Genomic DNA, 18,762 nt, shown 5'->3' with positions numbered 1-18,762 from the left:
CCAGGCGCAAACTTGCTACGTGGGACACACAATACCTCATGGCGGCTCTGCAAGCGCGTTAACCTGGACTCGTTGCCCTGGCGGTTCAGATCGTGGGGGAATTCCAGTCGGCCAATGCCGGGCTGGGCTATCTGATCGTCTATGGCAGCCAGATCTTCCGCATGGACATGGTGATGGCCGCGATCGTGATTCTGGCGATGATCTCGCTGGTGATTTATCTGGCGATCCAGGCCGTCGAAACCCGGCTGGCGCGCGGCGGCAACGGGCATTGAGTGGTTGGGGCATTGAGTGGTTGAAGCATTGAGCGGTGGGGCAGGGCGGCCTTCACGGGCGGCTCCGACGATCCGGCCCCCCGTTCTGGCTCATTGCCAGAGTTCTGGTGACGTGGTACCCATATTTGTATACAAAAGATAGTATGGAATTCTTCCCAATAAAGGAGCCACAGAATGGGCGTGATCACGCAGGACTGGCTGATCGCGGCGGTGGTCATCGCCGTGGCGGCCTGCCTGCAAGGCACTGGCGGCGTCGGCTTCGGCATGGTGGCGGCGCCGGTGATGGCGATCCTGATGCCGGAACTGCTGCCCGGCCCGATGCTGCTGCTGGGGCTGATGGTGGCGGTGCTGGCGGTGGCCCGGGAACGGGCGGCGCTCGACCCCAAGGGGCTGGGCTTCGCGCTGGCCGGCCGGCTGCCGACCTCGATCCTGGCGGCCACCCTGATCGGCGTGCTGCCCCTGCGCATGCTGTCGATCGTGTTCGCGCTGGTCATTCTGGCCGGGGTGGCGATGAGCGTCGCCATCACGCTTCGCGGCCGGCGCATCGTGCCGTCGCCGGGCAAGCTGTTCGCGGCCGGCCTGGTATCGGGCTTCATGGGCACGATCACCTCGGTCGGCACACCGCCGATCGCGCTGGTCTATCAGAACGCCGATGCGCCGGCGCTGCGCGCCACCATCGGCGCCTATCTGGTGGCGGGCACGCTGATCTCGATCGCGGCCCTGGCGGCGGTCGGCCGGTTCGGCCTGCATGATCTCACACTGGGCGCCTGGCTGGCGCTGCCGCTGGCGGCGGGTTTCGCCATCTCGGGCCCGCTGGCGTCGCGGCTGCCGCGCGCAGCGATGCGCTGGCTGGTGCTGGCGCTGTCGGGGGCGGCGGCGGCACTGCTGCTGATCAGGCAGATGATATAGGGCCGGCGCCTGACAGGGGGGGCGCGCTCTGGCCGCTCAAGAACCCATCGCCGGCGCGGGCGACATGGGCGGCGGCCCGTGCGGCCGCCAGATCCTCGTCGCCGGCGATCACCGCTTCCAGAATCCCGGCATGGTCGGCCCAGGCGTGGCGGCGCCGGGCGGGGGTGTCGGCGGTGAACAGCGCGGCGGTGCGGTCGCGCAGGCCGGTCATCAGATCCTGCAACACCCGGTTGCGGCCGGCTTCGGCAAGGGCGCGGTGGAAATCCAGGTTCAGCCCAGCCAGAAGATCGTCGCGGCCCTGCGCCATCGCGGCATCGCCCCGCGCCAGAATATCGCCGATCCGGCGCAGCATCTCGGGGTCGCGGCGCCGCGCCGCCATCCGGGCGGTCTGGCCTTCCAGAAGGGCGCGCACCTCGATCGTCTCGCGCGCTTCATCGGGGTTCATGCGGGCCACCAGCGCGCCGCGCCGGGGCAGAACCTCGACCAACCCCTCGGTCGCAAGCCCCCGGATCGCCTCGCGCACCGGGTTGCGCGATACCCCATAGATATCGGCCAGCCGATCTTCGATCAGCCGGTCGCCCGGCTTCATCGCCCCGGTCAGGATGGCCTTGCGGATCTCGGCGCGCACCCGCTCATGCAGCGGGCTGTGGGTCTCGCCAAGGCGCGGTCCGTCGTCGGGGCGCGGCATCGCTCAAAAATCATCCCGTCTGGGTGGGGCGAAGGGTGTCGGGTGAATTGTACTTGGTATACGAAATCGGGTGCAAGTGGCAGATCCGGGCCGGCGCGCGCGGCGCGCACACCGGCCCGGCCGGGATCACACCTCCGCCGCGCCGCCGTCGCAGGGGATGGTGGCGCCGGTGGTATAGGCGGATGCGCGCGAGGCCAGGAAGATCGCGACGCCGGCGATGTCTTCCGGCTGGCCGATGCGGCCGCGCGGCACTTCGGCCACCACCTCGTCGCCGCGCTCCGCCAGGGTGGCGGCCATCATCTGGCTGGGGAAGGGGCCGGGGGCGATGGCGTTGACCAGGATGTTCTCGGCCGCCAGCCGCTTGGCCAGATGGCGGGTCAGCATGATGCAGCCGGCCTTCGATGACGAATAGGCATAGGTATCCAGGAAGGGTGGGTTGATGCCATTGATCGAGGCGATGTTGATCACCCGCGACGGCGCCTCGGCGGTGGCGGCGGCGCGCAGCATCGGCAACAGGGTCTGGGTCATGAAGAACACCGACTTCATGTTCAGGTCCACGACCTTGTCCCAGCCGCTTTCCGGATAGTCGTCGATATCGGCGCCCCAGGTTGCGCCGGCATTGTTGACCAGAATGTCGAGCGTCTGCTCCCGGGCGCCCAGTTCCGCCGCCAGTGCCTTGATGCCCTCGACTGTCGACACGTCGGCCGGCAGCGCGATGCAGGTGCCGCGTTCTGAAAGCTTGTCGGCGATCTGCTGGCAGACCTGTGCCTTGCGCGACGATACATAAACCGTGGCGCCGTTCTCGACATAGCCGGTGGCGATCATCTCGCCGATGCCGCGTGAACCGCCGGTGACCAGCGCCACCTTGCCGCTGATGTCGAACAGATTGCGCATCTGGGGCGTCTCCCTTGTCGTTTCTGAGCCAGCCGGCCTGCGCCGGCATCGTTCATTGCGTATCGCGCGGCAGCATAGGCGTGTGCCGCCCCTGGTGGAAGGGGTGCGCCGTCATGTTCTGTCTGATGGAACAGCGGTGCATCGGGTGCGTGGTCGGTCGCGGTCAGAGCATGATCTCGACCAGCGTGCCCTCGCCGGGGGTGCTCGACACCTCGATCTGACCGCCATGCCGGTGGACCAGAAACCGTGCCAGCGGCAGGCCCAGGCCGGTTCCGGCCTGTTTGCGGCCCATGGCGTTGTTCACCTGCGCGAACGGCATCATCGCCACCGTGATGTCCTCGGCGGTCATGCCGATGCCTTCGTCGCGCAGCCGGATCAGCAGGCGGCGGTCGGCTGCCCCGGCGGGCGGCGGGCCCAGCCACAGATGGATGCGCCGGCCTTCCGGCGTGAACTTGATGGCGTTCGACAGCAGGTTCAGCAGCACCTGCCGGATGCGCAGCGGATCGGCATCGATGCTGGCCGGGGCCATGTCGCTTTCGATATCGATGGTCAGGCCGGCGGCGTCGGCCAGCGGCTGCACCATCTCCACACAGCCGGTTGCCAGCGCCACCGGGTCCAGCGCTTCGATCTTCAGTTCCAGGTGGCCGGCCTCGATCTTGGCGAAATCGAGCACGTCGTTGATCATGTGCAGCAGATGCTGGCCGCTGATATCGATCTGGCGGGCGAAGCCCTTATAGCGCGCATCCCCCAGCGGGCCGGCGATCTCGGTGGCGATGGCGCCGGCATAGCCGATGATGGCGTTCAGCGGCGTGCGCAGTTCATGGCTGACATTGGCCAGGAACCGCGATTTGAAATCATTCGCCGCCTTCAGTTCCGCGGTCCGCTCGGCCACCCGCCGTTCCAGCGTCTCGTTGGCCTGTGCCAGCGCGTGGGTCATGGCCTGCTGGCGGCGCTGCGCCTGGGCCTGAGCGTGCAGATGAAAATACAGCACCAGGGTGATGGTGAAGATGACGATCCCGCCAAGAATGCCGGCTCGCTGGAAATGCGCCAGAACCGCCTGATAATCGGCGTCCAGCCTGACACGCTCTTCGTTCAGGATGTCGCGGGTGACGCCGCGGATCGCGTCCATGATCTCCATGCCATAGTTGGTGCGGACCATCCCCAGAGCCGCATCCATTCCGCCCGACCGTCGCACGCCGATGCTTTCGGCAAGCTCGGCCATCTTGCTGTTGGCAAGGCCGGTCAGCAGGGCTAGCCGCGATCTCTGGTCGGGATGCCCGGCCAGCAGAACGTCCAGTTCGGCCAATCGTCTGCGCAGAATCCGGTCCGACTGGTCATAGGGGTCCAGATAGTGGTTCTCGCCGGTCAGGATGAAGCCGCGCTGGCTGGTTTCGGCGTTCAGCAGCGTGATCAGGATGCCGTCGACGGCCCCGATGATCTCTTGAGTACGGTCGGCGCGCGAGAACGCGCCATGCATGCGCGCGCCGGTGATCAACGCCGCGCCGCATACGGCGATCGCGAGCAATGCGGCGACAATGATCGCAACCGAGACCGGAACCCGTCTGCGGGCGATGGTGGGCATTCCGTGCACCCTGTCTGCGGTAGGTGGCGCCGCATGGTGTCGACCGTGACCGCGGTCTTCCGCGCCAGCCTCTTGACCATATTATGCGACACAGATCGTAAACAAAAAGCGATTGATCCTTCATCGAATTCGCGTTGGTGCTACAGCGGCCCTGTTGATAATGGTTTAATGTTGAACTATATAGTTTATCGTTAAACGATATAGCGGAGACGATGATGCGGCGGAACGGCGATGAGCATATGAAGCCGGCGCGGCGCCGGCTGTTGAAACTGGGTGTCGGTGGCGGGGTGGGCGTGTTGGCGGCGGGTGGCCTGTTGGCTGTCGATGCCTTGCGTCCGCCCCGGCTGGCGGTGCGTCCATGGCAGGCGGCGGCTGATGACGGCCCGGTCGATCTGGCGGCCGGCCTGGCGGCGGATCTGCGGGTCCGGCTGCTGGCGCGCGCGATCCTGGCGCCCAATCCCCATAACCGCCAGCCCTGGCTGTTCACGCTGCCGGCCGGTCAGCCCGATCTGGTGGCGATCGGCTGCGATCTGGACAAGCGCCTGCCGGAAACCGACCCCTTCGACCGGCAGATCACCATCGGCTTCGGCTGCCTGATCGAATTGCTGCGGCTGGTGGCTCTGGCGCAGGGGGTCGCTGTCAGCATACAGCCGCTGCCCGAGGGCATGCCCGATACGCGGGCGGGGGGGCGTCTCGATGCCCGGCCGGTCGCCCTTGTGCGCTTCGACCGCGCGGGCACGGTGTCGGATGCCGACCGCGCGGCGGCGCTGCGTCTGGTCGACGCGCTGCCGGACCGGCGTTCGACGAAGGAGCCGTTCGACGATCGCGCCCTCACCGGGACCGAGGCATCGGCGGTGCTGGGGCTTGCGGCCGGTGCGGCCGGCACCGCCGGTGGTGGATGGGCGGGCGCCCCCGCGGCACCGGCCGCGATGATCGCGCCGGCGGTGGTGGCTGCCGTGCGGGCCATCGCCTGGCAGGCCTGGGTGATCGAGGCCGAAACCCCGGCGGCCTTCATGGAAAGCGTGCGTCTGATGCGCATCGGCCGGGCCGAGATCGATGCCAATCCCGACGGCATCGCGCTTGGTGGCCCGAAACTGCAGCTTCTGCACCGTCTGGGCCTGTTGTCGCGCACGGATCTGGCCGATCCGGACAGCGATGCCACCGCACTGGGCCGGCAGATCTATGACCGGATGATCGCGCAGACCCCGGCCTTTCTGGCCGTGGCAACCGCCGATGATGGCGGGCGGGCATCGGAACTGGCGGCCGGGGCCGCATGGATGCGGCTGGATCTGGCGGCGGCGGCCAGCGGCCTGGCGGTTCATCCGGTCAGTCAGGCCCTGCAGGAGTTTCCGGAGATGGCTCCGGCCTTTCAGGCGATGCATCAGACGGTTATGGCGGCCGGGGGGCCTGCGTTCCGCCAGAGCTTGCCGGCGGTGGCGGGGGATGCAAATCTGCGTCTTCAGATGCTGGGCCGCTTCGGCCATGGCCCCCATATCCCACCCAGCCCGCGCCACCCGGTTTCAGCCGCCCTTCGCACCTGATGGCGGCGGCGGGCGGTCGGCGGCCGGTCCCGATGGAGGACGCAGACGCTGAACCCCGAAGACGACATCACGGCCGGCGGCGATACCGATCCGCCCCTGTTCCAGTTGTTCAACGAGATCGGCATCATCGATCAGTTGGCGACGGCACAGTTGGAACGCCTGTTGCCCGATGGTCTGCGCGCGCCGCATTTCCATGTCCTGAACCATCTGACCCGGCTGGGCGATGGCCGCACGCCGGTTGCCATCGCGCGCGCCTTTCAGGTCACCAAGGGGGCGATGACCAACACCCTGCAACGGCTGGAGGCGCGATCGCTGATCCGCATCGAGCCCGACCCGGTGGATGGCCGCGCCAAGCGGGTGTTCCTGACCGATGACGGCCGGCGGATGCGCGACCGCGCGGTCGGCCGGGTGGCGGGATTCATGGCCGATCTGGCGCCGGTGGTATCGGATGACGATCTGGCGGTGCTGCTGCCGCGCCTGATGCGTCTCAGGATGCATCTGGACAGGGCGCGCGACTGAAGACTGGCGCCGTCAGCCCAATCGCTGGCGGATGGCCTCGATACGCGCGGCCCGATCGGTATCGGCTGCCACAGGATGCCAATCACCGGTCACCGGCGATGCGGTGGCGCGGGCGATCTGGGCGCGCACCACCGCCGCGTCGGCATCCGACGGATCGCCCCGGCGTGCGGTCACCCGGTCGATCAGCACGGTTTCGGGTGCCTGAAGCCAGATCCCGTCGAAACGACAGCCGACACCGGCCGCGACCGCGGCGATGGCATCGCGGGCCTCGGGCCGGTCGAACACCGCATCGGCGATCACCCCATGGCCGGCGGCCAGCGCCGCCGCGGCCTCTTGCGCCATCGCGCCATACACCCGTTCGGACATGGCAGGGGTATAGGCATCGGCTGCAAGGCGGGTGGTGGGTGCCACGCCGCACAGGCGTTTGCGGATCCGGTCGCTGGAAATCACCCGGGCTCCCGGCGCCGGTCCCACCAGATGGGCGATGGCGGCGGCGGTGGTCGATTTTCCGCTGCCGCTGAACCCGCCCACCGCCACCAGCCGTGGCGGTGGCGGGTTCAGCAGGTGGGCGGCAAGATCCAGATAATCCGCCGCCCCGGCTGTCGCGGCCGCGCGGGCATCGGCGTCGGCCATGTCGCGTGCGGCCGTGGCGCCGACATGGGCGCGGATGGTCGCTCGCATCGCCAGCAGCATCGGCAGCAGCGCCAGTCCTGCCCCCCGGTCGCTGGCGGCCCCGGCCGTGTCATCGCCAGCCGCATCCCCACCTGTGGCATCCAGATAGCGGTTCAGCAGCAGCGCCGCCTGCGGGGCGAAGCCACCATGCAACAGATCCATGATCAGGAAGCCCAGATCATACAGAACATCGGTGGTCGCCAGATCGTCGTCGAATTCGATGCAGTCGAACGGCACCGGCCGGCCATCGATCACCACGATGTTGCGCAGATGCAGGTCGCCATGGCCATGGCGCACCCGGCCCAGGTGTCCGCGCGCGTCCAGCAGCGGCGCCAGCCGGGCAAAGGCCGTGTCGGTGGCGGCAATCACCTGCCGGCGGCGGGCATCGTCCAGCAGATCGCCCGCGTCATCCAGTGCCGCGTGGTTGATGTCCAGCACCCGGCGCACCCGTGCGGCACCGTCATCGCGGCCGGCAATGGCGGCGGCGGCGTGAAAACCGGCCACGATCGCGCCCAGTTCGGCCACCAGCCGGTCATCCAGCCCGCCAGTCGCGGCAACCCGGTCCAGCAGGCCGCCCTCATCGAACCGGGCCATCTCGACCACGCCATCCAGCAGCGCGCCCGGCCCGTTCAGCACGGCAGCCCCTGCATCCGATGCGGTGATCCGGTGCACACAACGATAGATATCGGGGGCGGTGCGCCGGTTCAGGGTCAGTTCGCGATGACACATCGCCAGCCGGCGTTCGGCGGTGCCGAAATCCAGATAGGGCAGCCGCACCGCCTTTTTCAGCTTCATCACCCGGCTGGCGCCGATGAACACCAGCGAGATATGGGTTTCCACCAGCCGGGGCGGCTCTCCGTCGCCGGTGTCGAGTGCCGCCCGAAGACAGGCGATGGCCGCCGATTGATCCTGGGTGTGCATGCCGGTCCCCGTGCTGCCCGCGTGTTGTGATACAGGCACCAGTATAGCGCGGATCGCCATGGTTGTGGGCGAGGCGCATGGCCGCAGGCCCATGTGCTCAAAGCATGGCCGTGCGCCCGGAAAAAAAGAAGGCCGCGCACCGGATGATGTCCGGAACGCGGCCAAGGTGCGGGTTGGAGGATCACCCGGGAGAGAGCCGTGAAAAGATGGCGGCGCGGAGCGTGGCCGTCAGGCGGCGACCACGTCGCGCAGGAAGCCGTCGACCGAGCTCCGCAGCCGCGTCGAGCGGTCGGCCAGCGAGCGCGCGGCCGAGAGAACCTGGGTGGAGCCGGCTGAGGTGGTCTGTGCCGCCTCGCTGACGCCTGACATGTTCGCCGTGACATGGCTGGTGCCGAGGGCGGCCTGATTGGCGTTGCGGCCGATCTCGGCGGTGGCGGCAGACTGCTCCTGAACCGCGGCGGCGACCGCGCCGGCCATGTCGTTCAGCCGGTAGATGACCGTCGCGATATGGGAGATGGCACCGACCGCCTGATCGATGCTGGTCTGCATGCCGCCGACCTGATTGCGGATCTCATCGGTGGCCCGCGCGGTCTGGGTGGCCAGCGTCTTCACTTCCGATGCCACCACCGCGAAGCCCTTGCCGGCCTCGCCGGCGCGCGCCGCCTCGATCGTGGCGTTCAGCGCCAGCAGATTGGTCTGGCTCGCGATCTCGCTGATCAGGGTGATCACCGAGGCGATGGCGCGCCCGGCCTGATCCAGCTCGCCCACGAAGCTCTTGGCCCGGTCGGCCTCGTTCGAGGCATCGGTCGCCACCATCCGGGCATCCTCCATCCGGCGGGCCACCTCGGCCACGGTCGCGGTCAACTCCTCGGTCGCGGCGGCGACGGTCTGGACATTCACCGATGCCTGTTCGGCGGCGGCATTGACCGTGGCGGCCTGACGCGAGGTCTCTTCCGATCCCGCCGACAGAAGCTGTGCTGTCGCTTCCAGTTCCTCGGAAGCATGGCTCATCACGCCCAGCACTTCCGAGACGTCCTTGTCGAAGCCCAGGATCAGGCGGCTGACGTCTTCGGCACGCTTCAGCTTGGCCGCGTCCTGTACGGCCTGAAGGTCGGCCAGGCGCTGGCGTTCGATCGCATTCTCCTTGAACACCAGCATGGTGCGGGCGATATCGCCGATTTCGTCGCGCCGGCCGGTATTCGCAACCGTCACGTCCAGCCGGCCATTCGCCAGATCCTTCAGGCCGACAACGGTGGCGGCAAGCGGCCGCACGATGCCGCGGCTGGCGATCAGCAGGCCGAACACCAGACCTGCGGCAATGCCGGCCAGGGCCACGCCCATCACCACCAGTTCCACCTCATGCGCCATGGCCTCGGCCTCTTGCGCCGTCCGGTCGGCACGGGCGACGGTCGCGTTCACCAGCGCGGCGATGTCGCGTTCCAGGGCCGCGGCCATCTCGCGGCCATGGGCCGCTTCGGTGACCGATGCACGCTGATCGGCGCTGAGCACGCGGCCGGCGGCCTGTCCGGCCAGCCGCACCGCCTCGTCGATCTCGGCGAAATAGGGCACGATCCCGGCCTCGACCGCGGCGATCCGCGCCAGTTCCTCGGGGCTCGCCTGCGTCTTCAACCCGTTCAGCAGCGTCACCACCTCGGCCTCGGCCGCGGTGATGTCGGCCAGCGCATCGGCAAGCTGCGACGGATCCGCCGCGATCCGGTATTCGGCGCGGTTCAGATCGATGATCAACTGATTGGTCCTGGTGCCGTCGCGGACATTGTGGCCGGCCATCTTGACGGTCTCGGTCGCCATGCTCAGCCGTGTCAGGCCCCAATTCGCCAGCCCGGCAATGGCGGTTGCCACCAGCGCCATCATCATGATGACGATCAGGATCTTCGAAGATACCCGAAGGTTCGACAGCATTGTCATGATCATGGCTCAGACCCCAATATCAAATTCGTTCCAGACTGCTCTCTCTGAAATATGCCACCCAACAGTTGACTAACGGTAAAGAGAAGATCATGAATCGACAGGGCGATGCATGGATTCAGATAAATAGTGTTGAGTCTGGCATTTTGCGGAACCCGTGATCATTTTGCATGGCATTATGCGACATGAACCTTTCGTCATTACAGCGCGTGGCAGGAATGCTGATCGCTGTGACCTATATCGGGCAAGCGCCATCCAGCGGTGGGGGCATTGGGGCGGGGATGGGTTGGCACAGTGGCATGTGACGCTGCCAAAGGTGGTTTCAGGCGCTGATCGCGGCCCGTCATCGCGCGACATGGCCCGATTGGGGCGGAAAGGGTGGCAGATCCGGGTCCGGGCGGAGGATGTCCCGTAACGCAACGCTCCATGCCCGGGCGGTTTCGCGAATCCAGGTGCTGGTTCCGCGCCACGAAGACGCCATATCAACAAAGACACCGACCGTCGGGCACTGACGGAAGGGCCGCGCCCGCCGCGGCCCGGTGGTCGCGTTCAGTCAAGGGAGCCAGGACATGTCGCACGTCAATGCCTCGATCGGCAGCCTTCCCTATGCCGTTACCCTGTCCACCGGCGTCCATCGCCTCACCGCCGACGAGCCGGTCGCTATGGGTGGCAATGAGCAGGGGCCGACCCCGCATCAATTGCTGCTGTCCAGCCTCGCGGCCTGCACATCGATCACCTTGAAGATGTATGCGACCCATCAGCATTGGCCGCTGGACGGGCTGGACGTCACCGTCGCCTTCGCGCGCGACGAGGACGACGAGAACATCGTGGTCATCGATCGCACCATCGCGTTTCATGGCGATCTCAACGACGCCCAGACCGCCGCGCTGCTGGATCTGGCCGAGCGCACGCCGGTGACGCTGACCATCAAACCGGGCATGCCGGTGCGTACCGAGCTTCACCGCGATGCCGAGCTTGAAGAGGTATGAAAGGAACCGGGACCACCCGACACCTGAACCTGATTACCTGACCGCCAGCCCCCCGTAGCGGGCCCCCGCAACGGTCACCCCCGCAACCTCATCCCCGCAGCTGGCGGGTCACCACCCGGTCCAGCGTCTGCAGGAAGCTCGACCGGTCGCGCGCGGTCATCGGCTTCGGGCCGCGCAGGCCCTCGGCGCCGACACCGGCGCGCAAGTCGGCCATCAGCGCGCGCATCGCCAGCGCCGAGCCGATATTGGCGCCGGTGAACTCCCGACCGTCCGGGCCGATCGCGGCGGCGCCGGCGCCAAGACAGCGGCCGGCAAGCTGGATGTCGGCGGTGATGACGATATCGCCCGCCGTCGTGTCCTCCACGATCCGGTCATCGGCCGCGTCGAAGCCGTCGCCCACAATCACCCGTTCGACCAGCGGCCCTTCGGGAATGTTGATCCAGGCGTTGGAAACCACCCGCACCTTCAGCCCATAGCGTGCCGCGACCTTATAGACCTCGGCCTTCACCGGGCAGGCATCGGCATCGATATGGATGACCGGTCGGGTGGTCATGACGGGTCTCCGATCAGTCCGGCGGTGATGAAGGCGTGGGCGCGGGCCAGCAGGCGGGCGGCATTGTTGCGTCGGGGCAGTTCCACCAGCACGCCATCCAGTTCCACCCGCGCGGCACCCCGGGCGCGGGCGGCATCGAATCTATCGACGATCCGGCGGGCAGTGGCGATCTCGGCGGGCGATGGCGTCAGCACCGCGTTGATGGCCCCGGCGTGGCCGGGATCGACCAGGCTTTTGGCGGTATAGCCCAGGCGGCGGGCGCGGCGCGCGCAGGCGGCCGCCCCCTCGGCATCGCTCCAGGTATAGGGGCAGTCAACCGCGATCACCCCGGCCGCCACGCAATCGATCAGGAACCGGCCGCGGGCATGGTCCAGTTCGGCGGCGTCGCGGTCGCGTTCGGCGCCCAGATCGGCCGCCAGATCCTCGGACGCCATCAGGCAGCCGATCACCCGCGGGCTGGCGGTGGCGATCGCGGCGGTGGCAAGGATCCCGCGCGCGCTTTCGATGTTGGGCAGGATCGCGGTCGATCCCGGGCTCAGGCCGTGATCGCGCTCCATCTCGCCGATCAGCGCATCCAGTTCCACGATCCGGGCCGGGCTGTCGACCTTGGGCAAGGCCACGATATCGGGCGCGCCGGCCATCACCGCCGCCAGATCCTGACGGCCGTCCCCCGCGAGGGGATTGATGCGCACGCAGGCCACCCGCCCGGCGGCGCGCCACTGCCGATACAGCGCCGGCGCCAGATCGCGCGCCACCGGCCGCAGCGCCGGGGTGGTGAAATCCTCCAGATCCTGGATCAGCACATCCGCCTCGGTGCCGGCATCGGCGGTCGCGGGGGCGGCGCCATCGCGGAACAGCCATGTCCGGCACAGCCGGAAATCGGCCGGGCGGGGCGGTGTCTGGCGGGGTTGGCGTGGCGGCGTCTGGCGTGGCGGGCGGGTTTGCTGATCCATGGCGCCCAGGATACAGACCGCCCGGGCAGGGGGCAACGACCGCAAACGACCGGGCGATCGAGGCCGCCATCTCCCAATTCAAGGCGTGGATCAATGACCATCTTTGAACGCGCCGACGCCAGCCTCCTGCCCGGATTCACGCGCCGGTTCATCGACATCGCAGGCAGGCCGCTTCTCGTGGTGACGGGTGGCAAGGGTCCGCCCTTGCTGATGCTGCATGGCGACCCGCAAACCCATCTGTGCTGGCATCATCTGGCGTCAAAGCTGGCGGACCGGTTTTCGATCGTGCTGCCCGATATCCGGGGGCGAGGGGAAAGCCATAAGCCCGGCCATATCGAGGGGCGGAACGCTTATTTATAGCAAGCGTGACATGGCGGCTGAACGGCTCGCCGTCATGCGGTTCCTGGGGCATGACAGCTTCCTGCTCGTCGGCCACGACAGGGGTGCGCGGGTCGCGCGGCGACTGGCTTTGGACAATCCCGGGGTCGTCACCCGGCTCGTCGTCATGGACATCGTCCCGGCACTGGATTTCTACGAGAATTCAAATGCCGCGATTGCTCAGGATTACTTCTATTTTTCGTTTCTGACCCAGGACTATCCAATACTCGACCGGTTGATTGCCGGAGATCCGGACGCCTTTCTGCGGCTGATTCTGTCGGGGCTTTCGGATCGCCCCGTCCGATACGACGATCTGGCGTTGCAGGCCTATCTCACCGCGAACGCCACGCCCGCAGCGGTGACGGCCATGTGCGAGTGCTTTCGCGCCGGCTATCATATCGACCGGCTGCATGATCGGGCGGCTGGTCAACCGGCCTAGTCGTCGCCACCCGTGCCCGCCTCGATCATGCTGTGCAGCGGCTCGGCTGCGATCGCCGCTTCGATCCGCTCGTGGCCCGGGGTCTCGGGCAGGGCCTGCCGGAAGTTGCGGGCCTTTTGCGGTGGCAGCTTGGGCGGCATCATCGGTTCATAGGCATCCACCACCGCCTGTATGACGACGGCGCCATCGGTGGCGAACGCCCGATCCAGCACCCGCTCGACGTCTTCGGGGCGTTCGATGGTGAAGCCGGTGCCGCCCATCGCCTCGGCGGCCTTGGCGAAATCGATCGGCTGAAGCTCGCAGCCGAATTGCGGATTGCCCAGAAACATCATCTGTTCCCAGACGATCTGGTTCAGCATGCCGTTCTTGATCACCAGCAGCTTCAGCGGCACGCCATAGCGCACGGCGGTGGAGAATTCACCCAGCTGCATGGCGAAGCCGCCATCGCCCACGATGGCGAATACCGGCCGGTCGGGGAAGGCCAGCCCGGCCGCGATCGCATAGGGCAGGCCGCAGGCCATCGATGCCAGCGTGCCCGACACGCTGTAATCCTGCCCCGGCCGCAGATCGACATGCCGGGCGGCCAGTTCGGTGTTCTGACCGGAATCGCTGGCCAGGATCGCCGTATCGGGCAGGCGGCGCCCGAAGGCGGCGGCCACCACCTGCGGCTTCAGCGGCATGTCGGTTTTCGACTGCGCCGTGGCCATCATCCGCCGCCACCGCGTCATGCCCGCCTGCGCCTGTTCCAGAAACCGGCGGTCGGTTTTGCGACGCAGCCGGTCGGTCAGCAGCCGCAGGGTTTCGGCGGCATCGCCCACCAGCCCCACCTCCACCGGATAGCGCAGCCCGACGCGCTCGGCATCGCGATCGATCTGCACCGCCCGTGCCTGACCGGGTTCCGGATAATATTCGATATAGGGGAAGGTCGAGCCGATGATGAGCAGGGCATCGCATTGCTCCATCGCCTCCTGCGAGGGCAGGGTGCCCAGCATGCCGATGCCGCCGGTGACATGGCGGTGATCATCGGGCAGCACCGCCTTGCCCAGCAGCGCCTTGGCGATCGGCGCCGCCAGCAGATCGGCGGTGGTCTCAAGCTCGGCGGCGGCGCCGGCGGCGCCGCGTCCGGCCAGGATCATCACCCGCGACGCCGCGTTCAGAACCTCGGCCGCGCGGTCCAGATCGGCCTCCATCGGCAGGCGCCGGCCCTGGAACCACTGATCGGGCGTGTGGCGTGGCTTGTTGCGCGACGACCGCGCGGCATCGTCCAGCGCCTGTTCCTGCATGTCGTTGGCGATCGACAGATGGGCGACGCCGCGATGGGCCAGCGCCGCCCGGCAGGCGAGGCCGGCCACGGTCTCCATATGCGCCGCATCGGCGACCCGGGTGTTGAACACCGCGATATCGTTGAACACCCGGGTCAGATCCACATCCTGCTGGGTGAAGGTGTCGACCAGATCATGGGCCTGCATGCCGGTGATCGCCAGCACCGGCGCCCTGTCGAGTGCCGCGTCGTAAAGCCCGGTCAGCAGATGCGCGCCGCCCGGCCCCGACGTCGCCAGACAGACGCCCAGCCGTCCGGTCCATTTCGCATGGGCCGTGGCCATGAAGGCGGCGCTTTCCTCGTGCCGGACCTGGATGAAGCGGATGCGGTCCTGCCGCACGCGCAACGCCTCCATGATGCCGTTGATCCCGTCGCCGGGCAGGCCGAAGACGGTGTCGACATCCCAACTGATCAGGGTCTCGATCAGGATATCGGCGGAGGTCATGGTATCGGGGGCATGCGGCATGATCGTCTCCAGATGACCGGGGGGCGCGTCTGATGGCAACGGCGGCCGGGGGCCAAGGTTCCCACGCGCGCGCCCTGCGCAACCTTCCGGCGCCCTGCCGGTTACCGATGGCATCGCCCGCCCACCAAGGATGCCGCGCGCCCATGGCCGTTCCCGCCGACGATACCGCCCCCATTCCCCGCACGGCCGCCTTCGACAGCTCGCTGGGGTTCCTGCGCGACGGCTATACCTTCGGGTCGCGGCGGTTCCAGCGCCTGGGCCGCGACGTCTTCGCCACCCGCATCATGTTGAAGCCGGTGATCTGCATGCGTGGCCCCGAAGCGGCGCGGATCTTCTATGACGGCGACCGCTTCACGCGCCAGGGGGCGATGCCGGCATCGGTTCGCCATCTGTTGCAGGATGACGGCAGCGTCCAGGGGCTGGATGGCGCCGCCCACCGCCACCGCAAGGCCCTGTTCATGGCGCTGCTGACCGATCCCGCCGCCATCGACCGGCTGGTATCGCTGTTCGCCGATGAATGGCGGGCGGCGCTGCCGCGCTGGCAGGCGGCGGGGCAGATGGTGCTGGCCGATGAACTGCCGGCACTGCTGACCCGTGCCGGTGCCGCCTGGGCGGGCGTGCCGGTCGGCGCCGATCAGCTCGACGACCGCGCGGCGGAGCTTGAGGCGATGGTCGCGAATGCCGGGCGGGTGGGGCCGTCGAACTGGTGGGCGCGCTGGCGTCGCCGCCGCACGGAACGCTGGGCAGAACGGGCGCTGGCGCGCTTCCATGACCGGGGCGCGACGCCGACATCGTCGGCGGCGCGTCTGGCCGATCATCATGATCTCGACGGCCGCAGGCTGCCGCCCGCCATTGCGGCGGTGGAACTGATCAACCTGCTGCGGCCGATCGTGGCGGTGGAACGCTATATCGTGTTCGCGGCCCTGGCCCTGCATGAACACAAGCCCTGGCGCGCCCGCTTCGCGGCCGGCGACGAGGCCGACCTGCTGCCCTTCGTGCAGGAGGTGCGGCGCTTCTATCCGTTCTTCCCGGCGGTGGCCGGCCGGGTGCGTCAGGCGTTCGACTGGCAGGGCACCCGTTTCCCGCTCGGGCAATGGGTGCTGTTGGACATCCACGGCACCAATCATCATCCGGCGGTGTGGGCGGCGCCGGAAAGCTTCCGGCCCGAGCGGTTCCGCGACTGGGACGACGATCCCTATCGGATGGTGCCCCAGGGCGCCGGCCATGCCGCTGAAACCCATCGCTGTCCGGGGGAGCGGGCAACGATCGCGCTGGTGATGGAAGCCGTGCGCCTGTTGACGCGAGCCATGGACTGGCGGCTGCCGCCGCAGGATCTGTCGGTGCGGCTGAACCGCATGCCCGTCCGTCCGGCCAGCGGGCTGGCGATGACCGGCATCACCGGGCGGCCACCCGTCTGACGCCGCCCGTCTGACACCGCGCAATCCGATGCCGATGCCGATACAGACCGCGCTATCGGCCCTGTGGGCCCTGACCTGCACCGACCTGCGCGTCGAAGCCCGTCATCGCGATCTTGGCCACGGCCTCCAACTCGGCGCGGCTGGCGCCGTCGCGGGCCAGAATCGACATGCCGTTCTGGATGGTCTGCACGAAACGGGCGAGGGCGTGGATGTCGACGGCGGACGGGATCTCGCCCTCGGCCACGGCGCGTGCGAAGCGTGCCTTCAGCAGGTCCAGCCCCACCGCCCGCGCCGACCGGACCAGGGCGTCCAGGTGCTCATGCCCCTCTCCGGTTATCGACGACAGCGCCAGCATGCACCCGCCGGGTATGTCGCCATGCGCGCCGCCCAGAACGGCGGCCAGGTCTTCCAGCAGCCACTGGATGGCCTCGCGTGCCGTCGCGGCGGTCTGGCACCGGTTCCAGAACAGCGGCTGCCAGGTGCGGGCGTAATAGTCCAGCGCCTCGGCATACAGCGCTTCCTTCGAGCCGAATGCCGCATACAGGCTGGGCGAGCCGATCCCCATCGCTTTGGTCAGATCGGCCATCGACGTCGCTTCATAGCCCTTGGCCCAGAACAGCCGGGTCGCTTCGGCCAGGGCCGCATTGCGATCGAAGGCGCGCGGTCGGCCGCGGCCACGTGCGGCCGGCGCGGGTTCACCGGATATGGGTCGAGCGTTGTTCTGCATCGATCGATACATATACCTGATCGGGCGGTGTCGCAACGCCCGTGATACTGTCCGATGGCGGGCCCGCTCCGGCGGAACCAGCGGGCAGGCCCGCTCGTTGGACGATATCCGCCCTGGCTTGGCGCAGGCCAGGGCACCCAGCACAGAGGACCGACCCATGCCATATCGTTCCGCAACCCGTGCCGCCGCCGTGCTTGCTGCCATTGCCTTGGCGACACCGGCCATGTCGTTGGCGGCAGACGACGCCAAGGCGCCTGCGGCCGAGACCACGACGGCCACCGCGACTTTCGTCGACGCCTCGGGCCGCGACAATGGCAGCGCCACCCTCACCGGCACGCCGACAGGGGTTCTGATCGCGACCGATCTTCGCGGCCTGCCGCCCGGGACATGGGTCGCCTTCCACATCCACGAAGGCGATGCCTGCGACGCCGAACAAGGCCACAAAACCGCCGGCGGCCATTTCAATCCCGATGGCCGCGCCCATGGCTATCTGGCGGAAGGCGGGCCGCATGCCGGCGACATGCCCAACCAGCAGGTCGCCCAGGACGGCACGCTCGTGGTCGAGGTGTTCAACAGCGCCGTGCGACTGGATCAGGGCGATACCGGCATCATGGGCCGGACGCTGATGATCCATGCCGGCCGCGACGATTACCGCAGCCAGCCGGCGGGTGCCGCCGGTGACCGCATCGCCTGCGGGGTGATCGGCGGCGCATGATGCCGGCCATCAGCCGGGGGCGGTATCCGCCAGCGCCTCGATGGTCGCGCGGAACGCCTCGGGCGTGGTCACCCGGCGGGCAAAGGTGATCCTGAGATCGGTGCCGGGCGACGACAGGTCCAGCCCCTCGGGGTCAAGGCCGGTCGCCGTCCACCGGGTGCCGGCCGGGCCGCCATGGCGCAGCGCCAGCCGGCGCGGCAGGTCGGCGCCCTCGGGTCCGTTCAACTGGTCGATCAGCCCGGCCTCGGCCGCGATCAGCGCCTCGGCGCCGGCAAGATCGGTGGTGTAATGTGCCACCTGCGGTTCGCCGGCATTGCGCCTGGGCCCGCCGCTGACCCGCAGATCCAGCATGCTCATCCGATAGAAACCGATATCCGGCAGCGACATATACAGCCGGGTCTTGGGATGGCGGGCCAGATAGCGGCGCTGCAGGGCAGCGACCCGCGATGCGTCGTCGATTTTCTCCACATGGCCGACCACGGTCATCCGCACACCGGCCAGCGCATCCGCCAGCCCCGGCTCGGCCAGGGTCAGGGATGCGCGCGGGTCGTTGTGCAGGTTACGGGCGTGCAGTGCCAGCCCGGCCATGATGAACACCGGGCTGCCGTCGTGATCGGTCGCCAGATTGGTGACCGCGCCATAGGGATAGCCGCTGCCGGGGTCCAGCGTCGACAGGGTGGCGACGCGGGCGGTGCGCAGAAGCCGGCGGCCGGCATCGCCGGCATCGAAGGGCAGCGCGGCATCCATCCGAAGTTCGGCGCCGCGCGGCGTTATCACAGGCATGTCCATGGGGGTGGTCCTTGAAAGCCAGACAGACGGTCGCGCTCGGGTCAGCATCGCGCCTTTTGGCGGACAGGCGCAATTCAATTGCCAGACGCG

The 18,762-nt window shown here is 68.2% G+C and carries 19 protein-coding genes; 9 read left to right on the top strand and 10 right to left on the bottom strand.

Annotated elements, in window-relative coordinates:
* Nucleotides 1-92 precede the first annotated feature (92 nt).
* A complete protein-coding gene (locus tag IEW15_RS17465) occupies nucleotides 93-272 on the top strand; it encodes a hypothetical protein (RefSeq protein ID WP_229708220.1) in 180 nt (59 codons plus the stop codon).
* Between the two features lie 174 nt (nucleotides 273-446).
* Entirely contained in the window at nucleotides 447-1,181 is a 735-nt protein-coding gene (locus IEW15_RS17460; RefSeq protein ID WP_188580233.1) for a sulfite exporter TauE/SafE family protein, read from the top strand.
* On the opposite strand, the gene IEW15_RS17455 is transcribed toward IEW15_RS17460, so the two are convergent.
* From IEW15_RS17455 to IEW15_RS17445, 3 genes are all read right to left on the bottom strand, one after another.
* Nucleotides 1,165-1,869: a GntR family transcriptional regulator gene (locus IEW15_RS17455; RefSeq protein ID WP_188580231.1), complete on the bottom strand. Its 705-nt coding sequence runs from the start codon at nucleotides 1,867-1,869 to the stop codon at nucleotides 1,165-1,167. The genes IEW15_RS17460 and IEW15_RS17455 overlap by 17 nt on opposite strands.
* A 126-nt stretch (nucleotides 1,870-1,995) precedes the next feature.
* Complete coding sequence (locus tag IEW15_RS17450; RefSeq protein WP_188580229.1) at nucleotides 1,996-2,763, bottom strand: SDR family oxidoreductase; 768 nt, start codon at nucleotides 2,761-2,763, stop codon at nucleotides 1,996-1,998.
* Nucleotides 2,764-2,926: 163 nt separating this feature from the next.
* Nucleotides 2,927-4,345, bottom strand: coding sequence for a sensor histidine kinase (locus tag IEW15_RS17445; protein ID WP_188580227.1), 1,419 nt, complete (start codon nucleotides 4,343-4,345; stop codon nucleotides 2,927-2,929).
* Nucleotides 4,346-4,557: 212 nt separating this feature from the next.
* Between IEW15_RS17445 and IEW15_RS17440 the strand changes: the two genes are divergently transcribed.
* Both IEW15_RS17440 and IEW15_RS17435 read left to right on the top strand, forming a co-directional pair.
* Nucleotides 4,558-5,886: a hypothetical protein gene (locus tag IEW15_RS17440; RefSeq protein ID WP_188580225.1), complete on the top strand. Its 1,329-nt coding sequence runs from the start codon at nucleotides 4,558-4,560 to the stop codon at nucleotides 5,884-5,886.
* A gap of 105 nt (nucleotides 5,887-5,991) precedes the next feature.
* Nucleotides 5,992-6,405: a MarR family winged helix-turn-helix transcriptional regulator gene (locus IEW15_RS17435; protein WP_229708219.1), complete on the top strand. Its 414-nt coding sequence runs from the start codon at nucleotides 5,992-5,994 to the stop codon at nucleotides 6,403-6,405.
* Nucleotides 6,406-6,417: 12 nt separating this feature from the next.
* Here the strand turns inward: IEW15_RS17435 and IEW15_RS17430 are convergent, their stop codons facing one another.
* Together IEW15_RS17430 and IEW15_RS17425 are read right to left on the bottom strand one after the other, a co-directional pair.
* Nucleotides 6,418-7,998, bottom strand: a complete 1,581-nt coding sequence (locus IEW15_RS17430; RefSeq protein ID WP_188580222.1) for a bifunctional aminoglycoside phosphotransferase/ATP-binding protein — start codon at nucleotides 7,996-7,998, stop codon at nucleotides 6,418-6,420.
* A 228-nt stretch (nucleotides 7,999-8,226) separates the two neighbouring features.
* Nucleotides 8,227-9,924: a methyl-accepting chemotaxis protein gene (locus IEW15_RS17425; RefSeq protein ID WP_229708218.1), complete on the bottom strand. Its 1,698-nt coding sequence runs from the start codon at nucleotides 9,922-9,924 to the stop codon at nucleotides 8,227-8,229.
* Between the two features lie 569 nt (nucleotides 9,925-10,493).
* Between IEW15_RS17425 and IEW15_RS17420 the strand changes: the two genes are divergently transcribed.
* Nucleotides 10,494-10,913, top strand: coding sequence for an OsmC family protein (locus IEW15_RS17420; protein WP_188580218.1), 420 nt, complete (start codon nucleotides 10,494-10,496; stop codon nucleotides 10,911-10,913).
* A gap of 88 nt (nucleotides 10,914-11,001) precedes the next feature.
* On the opposite strand, the gene IEW15_RS17415 is transcribed toward IEW15_RS17420, so the two are convergent.
* Together IEW15_RS17415 and IEW15_RS17410 are read right to left on the bottom strand one after the other, a co-directional pair.
* Entirely contained in the window at nucleotides 11,002-11,466 is a 465-nt protein-coding gene (locus IEW15_RS17415) for a YaiI/YqxD family protein (RefSeq protein WP_188580216.1), read from the bottom strand.
* The gene (locus IEW15_RS17410; protein WP_188580214.1) at nucleotides 11,463-12,419 is read right to left on the bottom strand and encodes an HpcH/HpaI aldolase/citrate lyase family protein; all 957 of its coding nucleotides are present in this window, start codon (nucleotides 12,417-12,419) and stop codon (nucleotides 11,463-11,465) included. Before IEW15_RS17410 ends, IEW15_RS17415 begins: the two co-directional genes overlap by 4 nt.
* Before the next feature lie 93 nt (nucleotides 12,420-12,512).
* Between IEW15_RS17410 and IEW15_RS17405 the strand changes: the two genes are divergently transcribed.
* On the top strand, nucleotides 12,513-12,779 hold the full coding sequence (locus tag IEW15_RS17405) for an alpha/beta fold hydrolase (RefSeq protein WP_188580212.1): 267 nt from the start codon (nucleotides 12,513-12,515) through the stop codon (nucleotides 12,777-12,779).
* A 10-nt stretch (nucleotides 12,780-12,789) separates the two neighbouring features.
* A complete protein-coding gene (locus IEW15_RS17400; protein WP_188580210.1) occupies nucleotides 12,790-13,236 on the top strand; it encodes an alpha/beta fold hydrolase in 447 nt (148 codons plus the stop codon).
* On the opposite strand, the gene IEW15_RS17395 is transcribed toward IEW15_RS17400, so the two are convergent.
* A complete protein-coding gene (locus IEW15_RS17395; protein WP_188580208.1) occupies nucleotides 13,233-15,023 on the bottom strand; it encodes a thiamine pyrophosphate-dependent enzyme in 1,791 nt (596 codons plus the stop codon). The two genes, IEW15_RS17400 and IEW15_RS17395, sit on opposite strands and share 4 nt — an antisense overlap.
* Nucleotides 15,024-15,166: 143 nt before the next feature.
* On the opposite strand from IEW15_RS17395, the gene IEW15_RS17390 reads away from it, so the two are divergent.
* Nucleotides 15,167-16,441, top strand: coding sequence for a cytochrome P450 (locus IEW15_RS17390; protein ID WP_188580206.1), 1,275 nt, complete (start codon nucleotides 15,167-15,169; stop codon nucleotides 16,439-16,441).
* 52 nt (nucleotides 16,442-16,493) lie between these two features.
* Here the strand turns inward: IEW15_RS17390 and IEW15_RS17385 are convergent, their stop codons facing one another.
* The gene (locus IEW15_RS17385; protein WP_188580205.1) at nucleotides 16,494-17,168 is read right to left on the bottom strand and encodes a TetR/AcrR family transcriptional regulator; all 675 of its coding nucleotides are present in this window, start codon (nucleotides 17,166-17,168) and stop codon (nucleotides 16,494-16,496) included.
* A 223-nt stretch (nucleotides 17,169-17,391) separates the two neighbouring features.
* Between IEW15_RS17385 and IEW15_RS17380 the strand changes: the two genes are divergently transcribed.
* Nucleotides 17,392-17,883 (top strand): superoxide dismutase family protein, encoded by a 492-nt coding sequence (locus IEW15_RS17380; protein WP_188580242.1) that lies wholly within the window; start codon nucleotides 17,392-17,394, stop codon nucleotides 17,881-17,883.
* Nucleotides 17,884-17,892: 9 nt separating this feature from the next.
* On the opposite strand, the gene IEW15_RS17375 is transcribed toward IEW15_RS17380, so the two are convergent.
* Entirely contained in the window at nucleotides 17,893-18,672 is a 780-nt protein-coding gene (locus tag IEW15_RS17375; protein WP_229708216.1) for a HugZ family pyridoxamine 5'-phosphate oxidase, read from the bottom strand.
* Between the last annotated feature and the right edge of the window lie 90 nt (nucleotides 18,673-18,762).

It is taken from the genome of Tistrella bauzanensis (assembly GCF_014636235.1).
Classification (GTDB): domain Bacteria; phylum Pseudomonadota; class Alphaproteobacteria; order Tistrellales; family Tistrellaceae; genus Tistrella; species Tistrella bauzanensis.
The sequence above is the reverse complement of the archived record's forward strand: the minus strand, read 5'-3'. Positions and strand labels throughout refer to the sequence as shown.

Bases quoted from the DNA above. Each gene is read 5' to 3' on its own strand.
- IEW15_RS17460 (WP_188580233.1), top strand. From the start codon at position 447: ATGGGCGTGATCACGCAGGACTGGCTGATCGCGGCGGTGGTCATCGCC.
- IEW15_RS17455 (WP_188580231.1), bottom strand. From the start codon at position 1,869: ATGCCGCGCCCCGACGACGGACCGCGCCTTGGCGAGACCCACAGCCCG.
- IEW15_RS17450 (WP_188580229.1), bottom strand. From the start codon at position 2,763: ATGCGCAATCTGTTCGACATCAGCGGCAAGGTGGCGCTGGTCACCGGC.
- IEW15_RS17445 (WP_188580227.1), bottom strand. From the start codon at position 4,345: ATGCCCACCATCGCCCGCAGACGGGTTCCGGTCTCGGTTGCGATCATT.
- IEW15_RS17440 (WP_188580225.1), top strand. From the start codon at position 4,558: ATGATGCGGCGGAACGGCGATGAGCATATGAAGCCGGCGCGGCGCCGG.
- IEW15_RS17430 (WP_188580222.1), bottom strand. From the start codon at position 7,998: ATGCACACCCAGGATCAATCGGCGGCCATCGCCTGTCTTCGGGCGGCA.
- IEW15_RS17425 (WP_229708218.1), bottom strand. From the start codon at position 9,924: ATGACAATGCTGTCGAACCTTCGGGTATCTTCGAAGATCCTGATCGTC.
- IEW15_RS17420 (WP_188580218.1), top strand. From the start codon at position 10,494: ATGTCGCACGTCAATGCCTCGATCGGCAGCCTTCCCTATGCCGTTACC.
- IEW15_RS17415 (WP_188580216.1), bottom strand. From the start codon at position 11,466: ATGACCACCCGACCGGTCATCCATATCGATGCCGATGCCTGCCCGGTG.
- IEW15_RS17410 (WP_188580214.1), bottom strand. From the start codon at position 12,419: ATGGATCAGCAAACCCGCCCGCCACGCCAGACGCCGCCACGCCAACCC.
- IEW15_RS17405 (WP_188580212.1), top strand. From the start codon at position 12,513: ATGACCATCTTTGAACGCGCCGACGCCAGCCTCCTGCCCGGATTCACG.
- IEW15_RS17400 (WP_188580210.1), top strand. From the start codon at position 12,790: ATGGCGGCTGAACGGCTCGCCGTCATGCGGTTCCTGGGGCATGACAGC.
- IEW15_RS17395 (WP_188580208.1), bottom strand. From the start codon at position 15,023: ATGCCGCATGCCCCCGATACCATGACCTCCGCCGATATCCTGATCGAG.
- IEW15_RS17390 (WP_188580206.1), top strand. From the start codon at position 15,167: ATGGCCGTTCCCGCCGACGATACCGCCCCCATTCCCCGCACGGCCGCC.
- IEW15_RS17385 (WP_188580205.1), bottom strand. From the start codon at position 17,168: ATGCAGAACAACGCTCGACCCATATCCGGTGAACCCGCGCCGGCCGCA.
- IEW15_RS17380 (WP_188580242.1), top strand. From the start codon at position 17,392: ATGTCGTTGGCGGCAGACGACGCCAAGGCGCCTGCGGCCGAGACCACG.
- IEW15_RS17375 (WP_229708216.1), bottom strand. From the start codon at position 18,672: ATGGACATGCCTGTGATAACGCCGCGCGGCGCCGAACTTCGGATGGAT.